Origin of the sequence: Methylocystis sp. JR02 (assembly GCF_030063565.1) — a bacterium.
Taxonomy (GTDB): domain Bacteria; phylum Pseudomonadota; class Alphaproteobacteria; order Rhizobiales; family Beijerinckiaceae; genus Methylocystis; species Methylocystis iwaonis.
Map to the genome: position 1 here is coordinate 3383741 of NZ_JASIRC010000001.1, position 14958 is coordinate 3398698.

At 64.9% G+C, this 14958-nt stretch carries 17 protein-coding genes; 6 read left to right on the forward strand and 11 right to left on the reverse strand.

The genetic code is table 11. From position 1 onward, the window contains the following. Window positions 1–175: 175 nt before the first annotated feature. Both QNA11_RS16075 and QNA11_RS16080 read right to left on the reverse strand, forming a co-directional pair. Window positions 176–514 (reverse strand): hypothetical protein, encoded by a 339-nt coding sequence (locus QNA11_RS16075; RefSeq protein ID WP_283483798.1) that lies wholly within the window; start codon window positions 512–514, stop codon window positions 176–178. Between the two features lie 49 nt (window positions 515–563). After that, entirely contained in the window at window positions 564–3263 is a 2700-nt protein-coding gene (locus QNA11_RS16080) for a PAS domain-containing sensor histidine kinase (protein WP_283483799.1), read from the reverse strand. 340 nt (window positions 3264–3603) lie between these two features. Here QNA11_RS16080 and QNA11_RS16085 point away from each other — a divergent pair, with 340 nt between their 5' ends. Together QNA11_RS16085 and QNA11_RS16090 are read left to right on the forward strand one after the other, a co-directional pair. After that, window positions 3604–3963 (forward strand): phasin, encoded by a 360-nt coding sequence (locus QNA11_RS16085; protein WP_202071254.1) that lies wholly within the window; start codon window positions 3604–3606, stop codon window positions 3961–3963. Between the two features lie 33 nt (window positions 3964–3996). Next, window positions 3997–4470, forward strand: coding sequence for a phasin family protein (locus QNA11_RS16090; protein WP_283483800.1), 474 nt, complete (start codon window positions 3997–3999; stop codon window positions 4468–4470). A gap of 92 nt (window positions 4471–4562) precedes the next feature. Here the strand turns inward: QNA11_RS16090 and QNA11_RS16095 are convergent, their stop codons facing one another. Beyond that, window positions 4563–5405, reverse strand: coding sequence for a shikimate dehydrogenase (locus QNA11_RS16095; RefSeq protein ID WP_283483801.1), 843 nt, complete (start codon window positions 5403–5405; stop codon window positions 4563–4565). A gap of 140 nt (window positions 5406–5545) precedes the next feature. On the opposite strand from QNA11_RS16095, the gene QNA11_RS16100 reads away from it, so the two are divergent. Then, a complete protein-coding gene (locus tag QNA11_RS16100) occupies window positions 5546–5947 on the forward strand; it encodes a hypothetical protein (protein WP_283483802.1) in 402 nt (133 codons plus the stop codon). Here the strand turns inward: QNA11_RS16100 and bioB are convergent. The 5 genes from bioB to hemH form a co-directional block, all read right to left on the reverse strand. Beyond that, complete coding sequence (gene bioB, locus QNA11_RS16105; RefSeq protein WP_283483803.1) at window positions 5925–6890, reverse strand: biotin synthase BioB; 966 nt, start codon at window positions 6888–6890, stop codon at window positions 5925–5927. The two genes, QNA11_RS16100 and bioB, sit on opposite strands and share 23 nt — an antisense overlap. Next, window positions 6887–7378, reverse strand: a complete 492-nt coding sequence (locus QNA11_RS16110) for a PTS sugar transporter subunit IIA (RefSeq protein ID WP_283483804.1) — start codon at window positions 7376–7378, stop codon at window positions 6887–6889. Before QNA11_RS16110 ends, bioB begins: the two co-directional genes overlap by 4 nt. A gap of 332 nt (window positions 7379–7710) precedes the next feature. Beyond that, window positions 7711–8610: an aspartyl protease family protein gene (locus QNA11_RS16115; RefSeq protein ID WP_283483805.1), complete on the reverse strand. Its 900-nt coding sequence runs from the start codon at window positions 8608–8610 to the stop codon at window positions 7711–7713. A 64-nt stretch (window positions 8611–8674) separates the two neighbouring features. Then, window positions 8675–8995: a hypothetical protein gene (locus QNA11_RS16120; protein ID WP_283483806.1), complete on the reverse strand. Its 321-nt coding sequence runs from the start codon at window positions 8993–8995 to the stop codon at window positions 8675–8677. 41 nt (window positions 8996–9036) lie between these two features. Further along, window positions 9037–10038 (reverse strand): ferrochelatase, encoded by a 1002-nt coding sequence (gene hemH, locus QNA11_RS16125; protein WP_283483807.1) that lies wholly within the window; start codon window positions 10036–10038, stop codon window positions 9037–9039. 190 nt (window positions 10039–10228) lie between these two features. Between hemH and QNA11_RS16130 the strand changes: the two genes are divergently transcribed. Next, window positions 10229–11584, forward strand: a complete 1356-nt coding sequence (locus QNA11_RS16130; RefSeq protein WP_283483808.1) for an O-linked N-acetylglucosamine transferase, SPINDLY family protein — start codon at window positions 10229–10231, stop codon at window positions 11582–11584. Window positions 11585–11597: 13 nt separating this feature from the next. On the opposite strand, the gene panB is transcribed toward QNA11_RS16130, so the two are convergent. The 3 genes from panB to QNA11_RS16145 form a co-directional block, all read right to left on the reverse strand. Further along, a complete protein-coding gene (panB, locus tag QNA11_RS16135) occupies window positions 11598–12419 on the reverse strand; it encodes a 3-methyl-2-oxobutanoate hydroxymethyltransferase (RefSeq protein ID WP_283483809.1) in 822 nt (273 codons plus the stop codon). Between the two features lie 67 nt (window positions 12420–12486). Beyond that, window positions 12487–12624: a hypothetical protein gene (locus tag QNA11_RS16140; RefSeq protein ID WP_283483810.1), complete on the reverse strand. Its 138-nt coding sequence runs from the start codon at window positions 12622–12624 to the stop codon at window positions 12487–12489. Between the two features lie 74 nt (window positions 12625–12698). Beyond that, window positions 12699–13502: a hypothetical protein gene (locus QNA11_RS16145; protein ID WP_283483811.1), complete on the reverse strand. Its 804-nt coding sequence runs from the start codon at window positions 13500–13502 to the stop codon at window positions 12699–12701. A gap of 364 nt (window positions 13503–13866) precedes the next feature. Here QNA11_RS16145 and rpsF point away from each other — a divergent pair, with 364 nt between their 5' ends. After that, a complete protein-coding gene (gene rpsF, locus QNA11_RS16150; protein WP_281929309.1) occupies window positions 13867–14298 on the forward strand; it encodes a 30S ribosomal protein S6 in 432 nt (143 codons plus the stop codon). Beyond that, complete coding sequence (gene rpsR, locus QNA11_RS16155; protein WP_016917696.1) at window positions 14295–14531, forward strand: 30S ribosomal protein S18; 237 nt, start codon at window positions 14295–14297, stop codon at window positions 14529–14531. The genes rpsF and rpsR overlap by 4 nt, the downstream gene beginning before the upstream one ends. The last annotated feature ends 427 nt before the right edge of the window (window positions 14532–14958 follow it).

Sequence of the window (14958 nt, forward strand, 5' to 3'; positions counted from 1 at the left end):
GCCGAATACTTACCACAAGCAACGTAGGGACCAGCAGCGCGGCCGTCAAAGGGGATAGTCTGGATTTTTTCCAGACTACTGAATTGACGTTTTTCTTACCCGCTACTGTCGCTTTTCTCACAGCTCTTGCCGCCGATGAAGAGGCGTAACACGAACGAATAATTTTTTCAATTACTTAGCCGCCAGGATAGCCATGGCGGGCCTTCGAGGCGCGCACAAGCGAGATCGCCTTGGCGTCTTGTCCTGACGAACAGGCGGCGGCGGCTTCGGAGATTTCGCCCTGGATCTGGCCGTAGACGCTCTGGTTGACGTGACCCATGGAAAGGTCGTTCTCGATCACCGCCTTGTAGCGCGACACAGAGCCCGAGCAGCCGGCGCCTTCCGGCATCTGAAAACTCAAGGGCGCGGCGCTCTGCTGTGGCGGCTCAGCCGCGGGCTGGCTCTGGCGCGGCGCGTTGCAACTGGCCAAGGCCGTCGCCGTCAGGCTGGCTGCAAGGAAGGCCGAAAGGCGCATGTCTCTCCTCCGAATCGGATAGGTCTCGCGCCCAGTCTTTAAAGCGTTGTCACTCCGCCGCAAGCACCTGAGGGGGCGGGAAGGCGATCTCGATCAGCGTGCCTTCGTTCTTGCGGCTCTTGATGGTGAAGGAGGCGTTGTTAGCTTCGATCAGGGCCTTGGTCAGCGGCAGGCCGAGTCCCGTGCCCGGCCGCTTATGGGCGGTCAAGACCTGCTTGAACGGCTCGAGCGCCATCTGCACTTCGTCGTCCGACATGCCGATGCCGGTGTCCTTCACGCGGATCAGGACATAGCCCGAGTCGGTGAGCGCGGAAGAGACGATCACCTGGCCGCCCGCTTCATTGAACTTCATCGCATTGGAGAGAAGGTTCAACAGAATCTGCTTGAGCGAGCGCCTGTCGGCGCGGATCGGCGGCAGTCGCGAGGCAAGCGACAGACGCATGACGACGCGCGCCTGATTGGCCTGTGTCTGCATGATCGAGGCGCATTCGGAGATGACGGCGTTGGCGTCCACGCGGTCGAAATCGAGCTCCATCTTGCCGGCCTCGATCTTCGAGAGGTCGAGGAGGTCGTTGACCAGTGAGAGCACATGCGCGCCCGAGGCGTGCACGTCTTTGAGATATTCCTTGTAGCGCACCGAGCCGATCGGGCCGAAGCGCTCTTCCATCATCACTTCGGCGAAGCCCAGGATGGCGTTGAGCGGCGTGCGAATCTCATGGCTGACGCGCGCAAGGAAATCAGATTTCGCGGCGCTCGCCTGTTCCGCGGCGTCGCGGGCGGCTTCCAGCTCGACATTTCGCGCCTGTGCGCCCGGCTCCCGCAGGGTGATGCACAGTTTGCGCGCCGGACCCAGACGGCGGCAGGACGCCTCGAAGCTTTTGCCGCCGACCCGCGCCGTTAGACGCAGAGTCTCGCAAGTCTCGCCGGCGCGGACCAGCCTTGCGGCGAGCGCGCGCGTCTCTTCCAGCGCGAAGAGCGACGCTAGAGGGAGGTCCTGCAAGGCGCGGTTTTCGGCGTCGAAGAGCTTCGCGAACGCGCCCGTGACGTTCTCGATGCGAGCGTCGTCAGCCAAGATGGCGACGGCGACGCCGCTCGCGTCGAGAATGGAGCGCAACAGGCTGTTGTCCGTCTGCAGGCGGGCAAGTTTTTCCTCGCGCTCGCGGACCAGCGCCAGGGCGCTTTCCTCGGGGCCGGGCAGGCGGTTGCGATTGCGGCGCAGGGTGACGAGAGTCGCCGGCGCGCCGTCCCACGCGACGGACTGAAGGTGCACGTCGACGTCGAGGGCTTCTCCCTCGCTCGACTGCACGGCGGCGGCGCGCGCCCCGGGATCGGCCGGAGGGCGGCCGAAAAACATGCGCGCGAGCCCGCCGTCCGCCTCAAAAGCCGCAGCGTCCTTGTAGCCCAGATAGTCGAGCAGCGTGCGGTTGGCGAACAGCGTCTGCGCGCCGCGCGCAATCAAAACCCCTACAGGCAGGCAATCGAGGACGTCCGCCGACGGCGCGGGAGCCAGTTGAGCTGGAGCCGCTTTGGATGGGCTTTGTTCGAGCCGCTGAAGCTCCGCCGCAATGGCGTCGAGGCCCGCGTCGGCAGGCGGCGCGTCCGTAGCTGCCGTTTCATCGGCGGGCGCATCTTCCGCAGCATTCATCACGGGAAGCTCGCCGGCCCGCAGGGCGCGGGCGATCTCCTCGAAATTCAAGCGCTCGGACGACGTCAGAGCGCTTTTTTCCGGCGCAGGCGCGCCCCGACGCTCCGCCTCTTGCCGTTGAGCAGCAGCGGGGCGCAAAGGCACGACATTGGCGCCGGCATAGGCCTCCTGCGCAGCCGGCGGCGACGGCTCTGGAACCGCATCCAGGCTCTGGTCTTCCTGAGGCGAATGCGCCGCGACGAAGGCCCGGGCAAGATGCAGGACGCCATAGCCTTGAAAGCCGGCGAAATGGCGATCCGCGTCCATCGCCGGCAGCGCGCCAAGCGTCGTCGGCGCGAGGGCCGAGGCGTCGTCGAGAGGCCAGTTTACCTCTACGCCGCCCCAGCTTTTCGGGGCGGCCATTGCGGCGGCGAGCGCAGGACCAAGCGAGAAAGCCGTCGCGACTTCCTCGACCGTGTGGCCCAATATGTCGGCGCTCGCGACGCCGACGACATCCGCGAGCGTCTGCGTCACGTCGGTAAAACGGCCTGCGGCGTCCGTCTTCCAGAGGAAGCGCGCGCGCGGCCCGTGACGCGCGACGAGGTCTTCCCGCAGCGCGGCTTCGCTTCGAACAACGGAAGGCGGCGGGGCGACAGAGGTCGGAGCTTCCGCGAGCGCAGCTTCCGTCCGGGCGCCTGTTTCGGGGTCTTCCCGAGGCTTTCTCATGGCAGCCGGGCGCACGCCGAGCGCCGCGATGACGAAACAGGGGCGCGCGTCGCCCTCCGCCAGCTTGCGGCAGAGGATGGTGACGGTTTGAGGCGCGTCGGCGAGGTCGAAATGCAGGCGCTCGAGGCGCAGCGCGGCGCCGTGGCGGACAGATTCGACCAGCTCCGCAAGCCGTCTCGCGCCGGGCGCGTCGCTGAAAAAGAGCCGTTTGGCCACAGCCTCGGCGTCTGAGCCGAAAACGGCGCGAGCCGAGTCATTGAGATGAACAATTCTAAGAGGATCGCCGCAGGCCGCGACAATCGGCGCGCCGGAGGCGTCGAGCGCAGAAAATGCAGGATCGGCCGCGATGCGGCCGGCGGCGAAACTGCCCCCTTCGACCTCGACCTGCGAAACGCTCATGCACGAACCGCCCTTGCGACGGAGACGCCACATCGCCGCCGTAGCGCCTCCCCAGGGGTCGATCGATCCCTTCCAAGGGGGCGCCCAGGCTCGGGCGTTAACGCAAACTTAATCGTACGGCGCGCGCCGCGTCTATTGGGGTTCATCCGAATTTCAGCGTATTTTTGTGTAAAGCCCTGTGTAGAACGTGGGTGATTGTGCGACGCAACAAAATGTTGCAACGCAGCAAAGTTTCGGGCATAGTTTCCTTACCAGTCTGCGTTACAGCCGATCGGCGGCGGCGCGCCGCCTGCGCGGCGACCCTGAAAAGATCGTCGCGCGGCTTCAACAGGAGATGTCCATGGCTGACCCGATCTACCAAGTTCCAAATGAAGTTCGTGATTTCGCCGAGAAAAGCGTCGAGCAGGCGCGTAAGGCCTTCGAGGGATTCGCCGGCGCGGCCCAAAAGGCGCTGAGCTCCACCACCGAGCTGCCGATCGTGCCGCCGGGCGCCAAGGACGTCGGCGTCAAGGCGCTGTCTTTTGCGGAAGCTAACGTCAACGCCGCCTTCGATCTCGCGCAGAAGCTAGTGAAGGCGAAGGATCCGCAGGAGGTTTTCCAGCTCCAGGCGGAATATGTGAAATCGCAGCTCGCGACGATCCAGGAACAGACGAAGGAACTGGGCGCCGCCATTCAACGGTCCACCACGCTCAAGTCCTGACCCATCGGTTCGAACACTCGAAGGAGCGGTATCATGGCGAAGCAAGGCAAAGTTGATCAGCACAGCGGCGCGCCCGGCGCTGGGCAGGAAACCCCTGTCGACGCGCCGGCGCAGGCGCCGCTCGAGGTTCACGCCGACGAAGCCGCTGCGCCGGCGCCGTTGAACGAGGGCGCCGCGAGCGCCGTCGTCGCGCCCCCCCTCGCGGTCATCGAGGAAGCGGTCGAAACGGCGCAGGAAAGCTTCTCGGCCTCTTTCGAGTTCGACACGGCCCTTTGGTCGAAAAGATCCTTGGAGCTCTGGTCGGAGAATGCCGCCGCTTTCCTCGGATTAGCCGAAGGAATCGCGAAAGCGAAAAGCTTCGAGGAGGTCGTCGACCTTCAGTCGCGCTTCGCGAGCGAGCGCTTCGAGGCCTTCATCCGTCAGTCGAAGGAGCTGATGGAATTTGCGAGAAGCCTCGCGGCCTTGTCGGCCGCGCCGCTTTGCGCCCCTTCGAAAAAGGCCGCTTAAGGCCGCGTTGCCGCGTCATTGCGAGGAGCCGAGCGACGAAGCAATCCAGCCGGCTCTGGATTGCTTCGCTTCGCTCGCAATGACGGGCGTTTTTACAGGTCCGCCACGATGAGGGCGCGGAGCGCCGGCGTGACGTCCGGCATGGTTCCGGTCCAATCGCGGAAGGCCGGTCGCGCCTGATGCAGCAACATGCCGAGGCCGTCGACCGGCGTCGCGCCCATGCGTCGCGCGGCGGCGAGAAGCGGCGTCTCCAGCGGGGCGTAGACGATGTCCGCGACCAGCGCCGTCGTGGGCAGAGCGTCGAGCGAGAGGTCGAGCGGCTCCTGGCCGACCATGCCCTGGCTCGTGGCGTTGACGAGGAGCCCCGCGCCCGCGAGCGCCTCATGGCGCTCCTCCCAGGAATAGGCCGCAACCGGCGCGCCAAAGTCGGCGGCGATTTTCTCCGCGCGGGCGCGTGTGCGGTTAAAGAGACGGATTTCCTTGGCGCCCGCGTCGATCAGCCCCGAGATGATCGCCCTCGCGGCCCCGCCGGCGCCAATGACGATGCAGGGCCCGCTCGCGGCCTGCCACTTCGGCGCGGCTTCATAAAGCGACGCGACGAAGCCGTAGCCATCGTAATTCTTGCCCGTGAGCGAGCCGTCGGACTCCACCACCACGCAGTTGACCGCGCCAATACGCGCCGCATTCGCCTCGATGTGGTCGAGGACCGCCAGCGCCGCCTCCTTATGCGGGATTGTGAGATTGCAGCCAGCAAACCCCAGCGCCGGCAGCGCGCGCAGCGCCGTCTCCAGCCTGGCTGGCTCCACCTTCAGGGGAACGTAAGCGCCTTTGAGGCCATATTGCGCGAACCAGTGATTGTGAATCTTCGGGCTGCGCGAATGACCGATGGGCCAGCCCATGACGCCCGCGAGGATGAAGCTGTGATGGTTCGGCATTTCTTCTCCCGAGCGGCCGGAAACGGGAGCGATCGAATCCCGCGTCGGGGCCTGTCAGTCAAGCACGCTTTCTGCCGACCCTGAATTATGCGAACCATTGACGTTCGAGCGGGCGCCTGGGCGCCGGCAGGGAAGGCTAGATGACTTTTACAAGGAACAGGCGGCTAACTGCACTTTTGGAAGATGCGGAGCCATCCATCGCCGCGCATTGGGAGCGCTGTCGCGAGAGCGCGATTGCGGGGGCGACGCGAGAAGCGACCGATCGGATCGACTTGCGCATCCGCGCCTTTTTCCAGGCGCTGAAGGCGCTTCCTGCGGCGGCGGAGGAGGAAAAAATCGTCAAGGCGCTCGCGAGCCTCTTCGACGATCTCGAACGGATCGACCAAGAGACTGGCGGCGGCCTATTGGAGGAGGCCGAGCGCGATTTGCTCGAGCCTCTCTTTCTCAACGCGGCGGAAATTGCGGGATTGGACCCCAACAATTTCCCCCACCGGGAGCCTGCGGGTCGCAAGCTCGATTTTACCGCGGCGCGAGAGCGCTAAAGAGCGCGTCGTCCTCGTTCACATCCTTGTTGCCGGTCGTCAGCAGCTTCTCGCCGTAGAAGATGGAGTTGGCGCCGGCCACCAGGCAGAGGATTTGCGCCTCGCGGGTGAGGAAAGAGCGGCCCGCGGACAGACGCACGCGGGATTTGGGCATGACGATCCGCGTCGTCGCGATCATGCGCACGAGATCGAGCGGATCGACCTTGTCGCGCTCGGCGAGCGGCGTGCCCTCGACGGCGACGAGCGTGTTGATCGGCACGCTTTCCGGATGCGGATCAAATCCGGCGAGCACCTGCAGCATGCCGGCGCGGTCGCGCACGCTCTCGCCCATGCCGATGATGCCGCCGCAGCACATCTCCAACCCTGCGCCACGCACCGCCTTCAGCGTGTCGAGGCGATCCTCATAGGTGCGGGTGGTGATGATGTCGCCGTAGAACTCCGGCCCGGTGTCGAGGTTGTGGTTGTAGGCCGTGAGCCCGGCCTCGACGAGGCGCCGCGCCTGGGTCGCGTCGATCATGCCGAGCGTGACGCAAGCCTCCATGCCAAGCTCCCGCACGCCGCGTACCATATCGACCACCGCGTCGAAGCGCTTGTCCTTGGGCGCGGAGCGCCAGGCGGCGCCCATGCAGAAGCGGTCGGCGCCGGCCTCCTTGGCCGATTTCGCGGCGGCGAGCACGTCGTCCGTCGAGAGCAGATCGACGCGGTCGAGCTTCACCTCGCGGTGATGCGCCGATTGCGGGCAATAGGAGCAATCTTCCGGGCAGCCGCCGGTCTTGATCGACAGCAGCGCCGACTTCTGAATGTCGTTGACGTCGTGGTAGCGACGATGGACCGCGTTGGCCTGGGCGATCAGATCGAGCAGCGGCAGATTGTGGATCGCGACGATCTCGTCGACGGTCCAGTCGTGGCGGATGTTGAAATCAGCAGGCCCCACGGCGTTCACTTAGCGGCTCCCTTGCGGTTCTGCGAGCGGGCGGCGAGCTTGCGCTCGGGCGCAGCGGACTCCGGCTCCTTGGCGAATTTCGCCTTGAGGGTCATGAAAGCCACATAGAGCGCCGCCACGACGTCGAAGCCCGCATTGGCCACAACGAAAGGCGCCGGCGCGAAAGCCGAGCCCGAGCCGAAATAATGCTCATAGAGCGTCCAGGCCGCATGTAGCGCAAGGCCGGCGGTCACGAACCACGGCGAGCCAATGATCGACAGGCCGGCGAGCGTGCCGAAGACGGCGACGGCGCTCATCTCGAAGCCGGTCCATGTGCCGGAATTCTCGGCGCGAATCGCAAAGCCGACGTAAAAGAAAGAGATGGCGATGAGCGCATAGGCGGCGAGCAGGGCCGGCCGCGTCTTCGACCAGCGGGCGAGAACGGCGAGGCCGATGGCGAAGAGAACTCCGAGCCCCGCGAAGAGGGCGATTTCCAAAGTGTCGAGCATGGCATGACCGTTGGGCCCGGCAGACGGCGGGCGATTGACGATATTCTGGCCGCCCGTGGTCTATAAGGGTGGCTGGCGGCTGGAACAAGGGCTGGCGGGCTTTCATCGGCTTGCTTTGCCGGCGTCGTTCTTGAGCTGTGCGCTGCTTCCTTTCGAAGCTGACGCCTTATACCATTTCCGTTTGAACGCCTCGCATGGGGACTTGTCATTCCCGGCGGGCTGAAAGCCCGACCGGGGATCCAGAGCCACGATAGCCGCCTTTGCTCTGGATTCCTGATCGCCCGCTGCGCGAGCGTCGGGAATGAAACCGAACCAATCGAGCGGAGCTCGTATTATTTGCCCTTCGCGTCCCACATCGGCTTCTCGGGCGCGCGGAAATCCAGATCCCACGTAAACTGGTCGATGAGATTATAGCCGAGAATAAAGGACGTCTCGCGGCCCAGCGCCTCGCGCAATGGGCCGAAATCATAGACGAGCGCATAGAGGTCACGCGCTACCCGCCCATCGCCGAGATCGAGCGTCTTGATCTTGTAGAGGCGGGACGAAAACTTCTTGCCGCCCACTTCGCTCGCTTTGGCTTTGCCCTTCGCAGGCGTGAAAAGCTTGCGGTTCTTTTTCATGAAGGCGAGATCGACGGCGCAGATTTCGGCGCCCGTGTCGAAAAGCCCGACGCTTGCCGCGTTGCCTGCGCGCAGCTCTATGCCGACGAGACGCTTGTCGGGGCCGATGGGGCGGAAGGGCTTCGCGTGGCCGCTTGCGAGCGGCTCGCCGAAAAAGACCATCTCTCGGCGCTGGAAATCGAGCGAGAAGCGCGCCTTCCTGAAGAAATCGAGGCCAAGGAGATCGTCGCCGTCATTCGCGGCGCAGCGGGGGATCTCGTATGTTCCTCGCGCGATGTCATTGCCTTGCTCGGCCTTCAACGCGACATTCTTCGCTTCGACATCCTCGCAAAGCGTCGTCTGCCCGGTGGCTCCGGCCGAAAGGCTTTGCGACAATGCGGGCAAGTCCTTGTTCCAGGGCGCGAGCCGCAGGCGCGTCGTCGAGGCGCCGGTGTCGAGCCGTATGGTCCCCATGACATTGCCGAAGCGCATCGGCAGATAGATGCGCCCGCCGCCGTAATCGCTTTGCGTCAAGGTCATCGAGACGACGGAGCGGCTGGCCTGGGCGCAGGCGCCTTCCGCCCAAAGCGGCGTGGCGAAAAGGGCGAGGGCGATGAGGGAAAAATATCTCATGCGCCGATATGGCCACTTTTAACGCCGCAAGATCAAGCGGCTTTCCGAGCGCCTTGTGGGGCGATCAGTTCGGGACCTTCACCCGCGCGGCGCGGCGGCGGGCCTCGGCGGCGGCGCGGTCCAGCGCAGAGCCCGCCGCCTGCATTTGGGCGGCGCGCTGCTTGCCGTCTTTCTCAGGCGTCGGCGTGAGCGGCGCGTAATCCATCTTCTCGGGACGCGATTGGCGCACGAAATCCGGCGCGGGCGGCGGCGGCTTGCGCAGGCCGAGCGACTCGAAGAGCGCGCCGACCGCCTGGCCACCGGTCGCAATGGCTCCGTCCTGCGCTACGGCAGGGCTGGCGACGGCAAGGGCGGCGGCGATGGCGAGGAAACGAGGCAGAGACATGCGCATATCGGACCCGAAAATTGCGGCGCCAGCAAGAAGGCTCAAATCCAGCCGGAGAGCTCACGCTTCGCGAGCGTCGCGATCAGCGCCATGCCTTCTTCGCTGTCGTTGAGGCAGGACAGCCGCGCGAATTTCTCGCCGCCTTTTTGGAGGAAAAGATCGCGGATTTGCACGCCGAGCTCCTCGATGGTTTCGAGGCAATCGGCGGAAAAGCCCGGCGCCACGATCGCCAGGCGCTTGACGCCCGAGGTCGCGAGTTCGTCGACGACCTCGCTCGTATAAGGCCCGATCCATTTTGCCGGCCCGAAGCGCGACTGGAAAGAGAGACGCAGCTTCTCCTCCCCCATGTCCAGCTTAGCGCGCAGCAAACGCCACGTTTCCTCGCAATGCGCGCGGTAAGGATCGCCGCGATCGATCTGCGCCTGCGGCAGGCCGTGGAAGGAGGCGACGATCACTTCCGGTTCGAAATCGAGCGCGGCGAGGTCCCGCGTGATGCGCGCCGCAAGCGCCTCGATATAGGCGGGGTCGTCGTAATAGGGCGCGCCGATGCGCAGCGCCGGCTGGCGGCGCAGGCGCTTCAAGGCGGCGAAGGCGGCGTCGGCGACCGAGGCGTTGGTCGAGGCGGCGTATTGCGGATAGAGCGGCAAGAGAACGATGCGCGCGCAGCCCTTGGCCATCAGCGCGTCGATCTGCGTGGCGATCGACGGCGCGCCGTAGCGCAAAGCGTAATCCACGATGACGGGCGCCCTGCCGGAGAGCCCAAGCGCCGCAAGCTTTTCGGCCTGGCGACGCGTGATCGTCTTCAGCGGGCCTTCGCCGATGTCGTGATTCCAGATCGTCTCATAGGCATGGGCGGATTTCTTCGGCCGCGTGTTGAGCACGATCCCGTACAGAATGGGCAGCCAAAGCAAGCGCGGGAGATCGACCACGCGGGGGTCGGAGAGAAATTCCGCAAGATAGCGCCGCACCGAGGCGGCGTCCGGGGCGTCCGGCGTGCCGAGATTGACGATGAGGAGGCCGACGGGCGTCTCCAAAGAGGTCATGTTTCGCCTGCTGTTCACGAGACGCCGTCGCCGGCGCGAGAGGGCCACCAAGGCCTAGATATAGAATTTTGCGGGGGCGGAAAATCCCGCGCCCTCGCCAGCACGCGCACTTGGCGGCACGCGTTTCGCTGGGTGTCGGCGCCCTGGGTCGCATTCGCGACATTCTCGGCTCTCCCTGCGAAAGGGCGCCATGAGGTCCATCCACCGCGCCCGCGCCATGTGCGAATGGGGGGACTTTGCCGGCGCTGCGCCGAAAATGCGCGCGATGATGACGGCCCCCGGGGACGGCCTTGTCCCTCCCTTTCTTCTTCTCTCGGAGCCGGGCGTCACGGCGCGCGAGCAGCGCGCCTGTTCCGAGCGCTGGACCGCGGAAAGACGGATGGCGGCCGCTCTCGAGCGCGGCAGGCTCAGCCTGCGTTTCGACTTGCGGCCACGCGAAAAAATCACCATCGGCTATCTGTCTTCCGATTTCCACGACCACGCCACCGCGCATCTCCTCATCGAGACACTCGAAGCCCACGATCGGGCGCGCTTCGATATTCGCGGCTACAGCTATGGCCGCGCCGATGATGGGAATATGCGGCGGCGTCTGACGGCGGCCTTCGACGGCTTCTGCGATATTTCGTCGGCAAGCGACACTGAGGCGGCAATGAGGATTCACGCCGACGGCGTCGATATGTTGGTCGATCTCAAGGGATTCACCAGCGGCGCGCGCACCGGCGTGACCATGCTCCGGCCCGCGCCCCTGCAAGTGAATTATCTTGGTTATCCCGGAACGATGGGCGAGGGCGTCTGTGATTACATCATCACCGACCATTTCGTTACGCCGAGCGCGGCGGCGCCGGATTATGCCGAAGCCTTCGCCTATATGCCGCAATGCTACCAGCCGCGCGGGCGCGCGCCGCTCGGGCTCGCGCCGACGCGGGCCGCCGCCGGCCTGCCCGAGCAGGGTTTTGTCTTCTGCTGCTTCAACCAGGCCTACAAGCTTACGCCCTTCATCTTCGATCTTTGGGCGCGCCTCCTCGACGATGCGCCGGGGAGCGTGCTGTGGCTGCTGCAAACCGAAGTCGCGGAGGGAAATCTGCGCAACGAAATGCGTGGCAGGGGGATCGACGCGGCGCGTTTGATTTTTGCCGCCCATCTCGGCCAAAGCGACCATCTCGCCCGCCTGCAGCTCGCCGATCTCGTGTTGGACACGAGTCCTTTCGGCGCGCATACGACGGCGAGCGACGCTCTGTGGTCGGGGGCGCCAGTCGTTACATGCCCCGGCGAAACCTTCGCCGCGCGCGTCGCCGGCAGCATACTGAGCGCCGTCGGGCTGCCCGAGCTGATCGCGTCGGATTTCGACGATTACGTCGCCATCGCGCGAACGCTCGCCAGCGATCCGCCGCTCCTCGCTCGATTGAAGTTAAAACTGGCGGAAAACCGTCTGACCACGGCGCTCTTCGACGTCGGCGCCTATACGCGCGGGATCGAGGCGCTTTATTCCGAAATGTGGAGACGCAAGCTGTCGGGCATTGCCCCGGGGATCATCGACTTCGCCTAAGGGCGCGCTCCGTTCAGCTACGCTCTTGCAGCCATTTATCGAAGGCCGCGCGTTCGTCGGCGGCCATTTGGAAAGCGTGCTCGGGACCGGGGAACGCGCCGCCGCGCACATCCCGCGCATAGGCGCCGACGGCTGCGCGCAGCGCTGCGCCAATGTCGCCATAACGGCGATTGTGCTTGAACTCCCGCGCCGTCACGCCGGCGAGGTCGTTGACGACCAGCACTTGCCCATCGGTTTCGGTCCCCGCGCCAATGCCGATGGTCACGGCCCTGACGGCCCGAGAGATGCATCCTGCAAGCTCGCTTGGCACAAGCTCCAGCACGAGGAATTTCTGACCCGCTGCGTCACCAGCGAGCGCGTCGTCATAGAGCCTGGCGGCGGCCTCGGCGGTCTTGCCCTGCCGGCGCTTGACTTCCTGATGCTGGGATTCGAGCCCCAGATGCCCGCAGACGTCGAAGCCCGCCGCCGTCAGCGCCGCTACGACATCGGGCTGCGCGCCTTCGAATTTCACGCAATCGGCGCCGGCGTCGCGCAACACGCGCGCGCTCGCGAGCGCCATTTCCGGCGTGTCATAGGTGGCGTAGGGAAGATCGCCGATGATGTAGATCTGAGGCGCGCCGCGCCGTACGGCGGCGATGTGGTGCGCCATGTCGGCAAGCGTCACGTCGCGCTCATGCGCATAGCCGAGGACATTCACGCCGACGCTGTCGCCGACGAGGATGATGTCGACGCCCGCCTCCGCCTCGATGCGCGCCGTCGGCGCGTCATAGGCGGTGACGACGACGAGCTTCTCGCCGCGGCGTTTCTTTTCGAGGAAGGGATCGGCTTTCGACAAGCAGGGCCTCCGGCTGGCGCAACCCTTGGCGCCACAAATGCAGCGCGCTTCTGGGCCTTATGCGATCTTAGCGCGCGGCGGCGTCTCGACAGGCGTGGGGGAGGCTTGGCGCGCGAATTTCCTGGAAGCCGCCGCATTTGTCACAGGCGGAAAGCGCGAGCGTGAGGCCGAAAAGGGTCACAATCAATGCCGCTTTGCCTGTCATGCCACTCGCCCTCCTGCCGGTTGCGCGCGGACCATAGCCTCGCGCGCCGGCGCCGACAAGGATGGGGCAGGGGGTCAGAGGCCATCGAGGAAAGTCACGAAAAGCGTCTGACCTTGCGGGCATTGGGCGTTCGGCTGGGGTTTGTCCGCGGGATATTTACAGGCGCCGGAGGTCGACATCGGAAAGAAATAGGCTTGCAGGCAGGCGCCGTTGAGGCCGCCGATGCAGCTCGGTTGATTGAAGGGCGCGCCGCAATTCTGGGGATAATTGGCGCCGTAGACGCCGAGCGGTCCCAGGGGACCGCGGCAGGTGAAGGTCGGCGCCCCTGAGCAGGCAAGCTGCACGGGCGCATTGTAGGAGGGGCCGCCGCTATTCTTGCAATTATCGGCGTTCCACGCGCAATTGGTGCAGCTTTCGGGGACGACGCTGATCTCGTACCAGACGCAGCTTTTCTGCACGACGCCGGCGGCGAGCGGATTGCCGGTCCGATTACAACCCGCGCCGCTCGTGAAATTCGTTCCGATAATCGTGAGATTTTCGGCTTGCGCCGCAAAGCAGTTCGGGGACTTGCCGGGCGGCGCGGGATTCTCCCGCGCGCAAAAGCGCGAGGGGCCGGCGCTGCTCGGCACGGAGGCTGTGCAGGCCTGGCCGGGCGCCAGATAGACTTGGTCGTTGAAGCGCTCGCAATCCGACGACCATACGGCCGGCCCGGGGGCTCCCGACTGGAGCGTAAAGGCGACATAGCGCGGATTGGCGGCGCGGTTGACAAAGGTCACGGAGCTCGCGGGGATGAGGCCGCTGCCGTAGGTCTGGGCGCGCGCGGGGCCGGAGACGGCGATGAGCGCCAACAGGAAAAATGCGCTGAAAATGCTTCGCATCAATCTTCCCTCTCCCCGGGCGGGCGTGGGAAACTAAAGGTGTTACCCGGATGTCAGCCCGTCAATCGGCGCCGTCGTCGCAGGCGCTCTTGCATCTTGGCCAAACCCGCGTATAAGGCGCGGATCGCGACGTTCCCGGCCGGGGGCTGAACGGAAGCGCCCATGCGCGCATATTCACGAAAAGCGTCGACAGAGTTTCGGAAAAGAATGTGCGCAAATAATGGGCGAGGGGCTCGCCTCGTCTTCCCGTGTCTCCGCCTTCGAACTCACTTCCTCTCGAGCCTTTCCCAGGGGTCAATACCCCCAAGAAGCGCTCGAAGGGCTTGGCGCCGGAGCGGCTCGCGGCAACGGAAAGGCGAAACACATGGCTCTCTACGAGCATGTCTATCTCGCCCGTCAGGACATTTCTCCCCAGCAGGTGGAGACTCTGACCGGGCAGTTCAAAAACGTCGTCACGTCGCTCGGCGGCACGGTCGGCAAGACCGAATATTGGGGCGTCAAATCGCTCGCCTATCGGATCAAGAAGAACCGCAAGGCGCATTTCACGCTCATGAACATCGACGCCCCGCCGGCCGCCATCGCCGAGCTGGAGCGCCAGCAGAGCATCAACGAAGACATCCTTCGCGTCCTGACGCTGCGCGTCGAGGAGCTGGAGGAAGGTCCGTCCGCGCAGCTTCGCAAGCGTGAGGATGACGACCGCGGCGAGCGTCGCGGTCCCGGCGGCGCCCCGCGCGGCGATCGTGGCGAGCGTCGCCCGCGTCGTGAGGAAGGCCGGACTGAAGGAGAGACCGAATGAGCACTGCGCCCCGTCGCCCCTTCTTCCGCCGCCGCAAGTCCTGCCCCTTCTCCGGCGCCAATGCGCCGAAGATCGACTATAAGGACACGCGCCTGCTGTCGCGCTACATCTCCGAGCGCGGCAAGATCGTGCCCTCGCGCATCACGGCGGTCTCCGCCAAGAAGCAGCGCGAGCTGGCTCAGGCCATCAAGCGCGCCCGCTTCCTGGGCCTGCTGCCTTATGTGATCCGCTGAGATTTCGGCTTTAGAGCGCATTCCGCAAAAGTTGATAGACTTTTGCGACAAGAATGCGCTCCAACTTTCGGAGTCTGCGCGCTTTCTCATCGCTCGCATGATCCATGCGAGCGGAAAGCGCGCTAAATCGAATCGCGAGCCGCGCCCGAGAGGGCGCGGCTTTTTTGTGCGCTTGATGCGTCGCGAATGCCCTGGTCTCGCTGTGGGCGGCGCGCACGAACGGATAGAGGGGCTCTTGACGCAAGCGCGTCCGTATGAGATCCAAATTGCGCTTAATGCATGAGAATATCTATGGCCTTTGAGGATCCCGCCTCAGAGGCCATTTTTTGCTTACGCCGCCTGCCTCCCAGCCGCTTCTCCGCTATGGCCGTCTTTGCCGAAATACACTAAGAGTGCTTCGGTCCAATTCATGCGGACAAAAAACCCT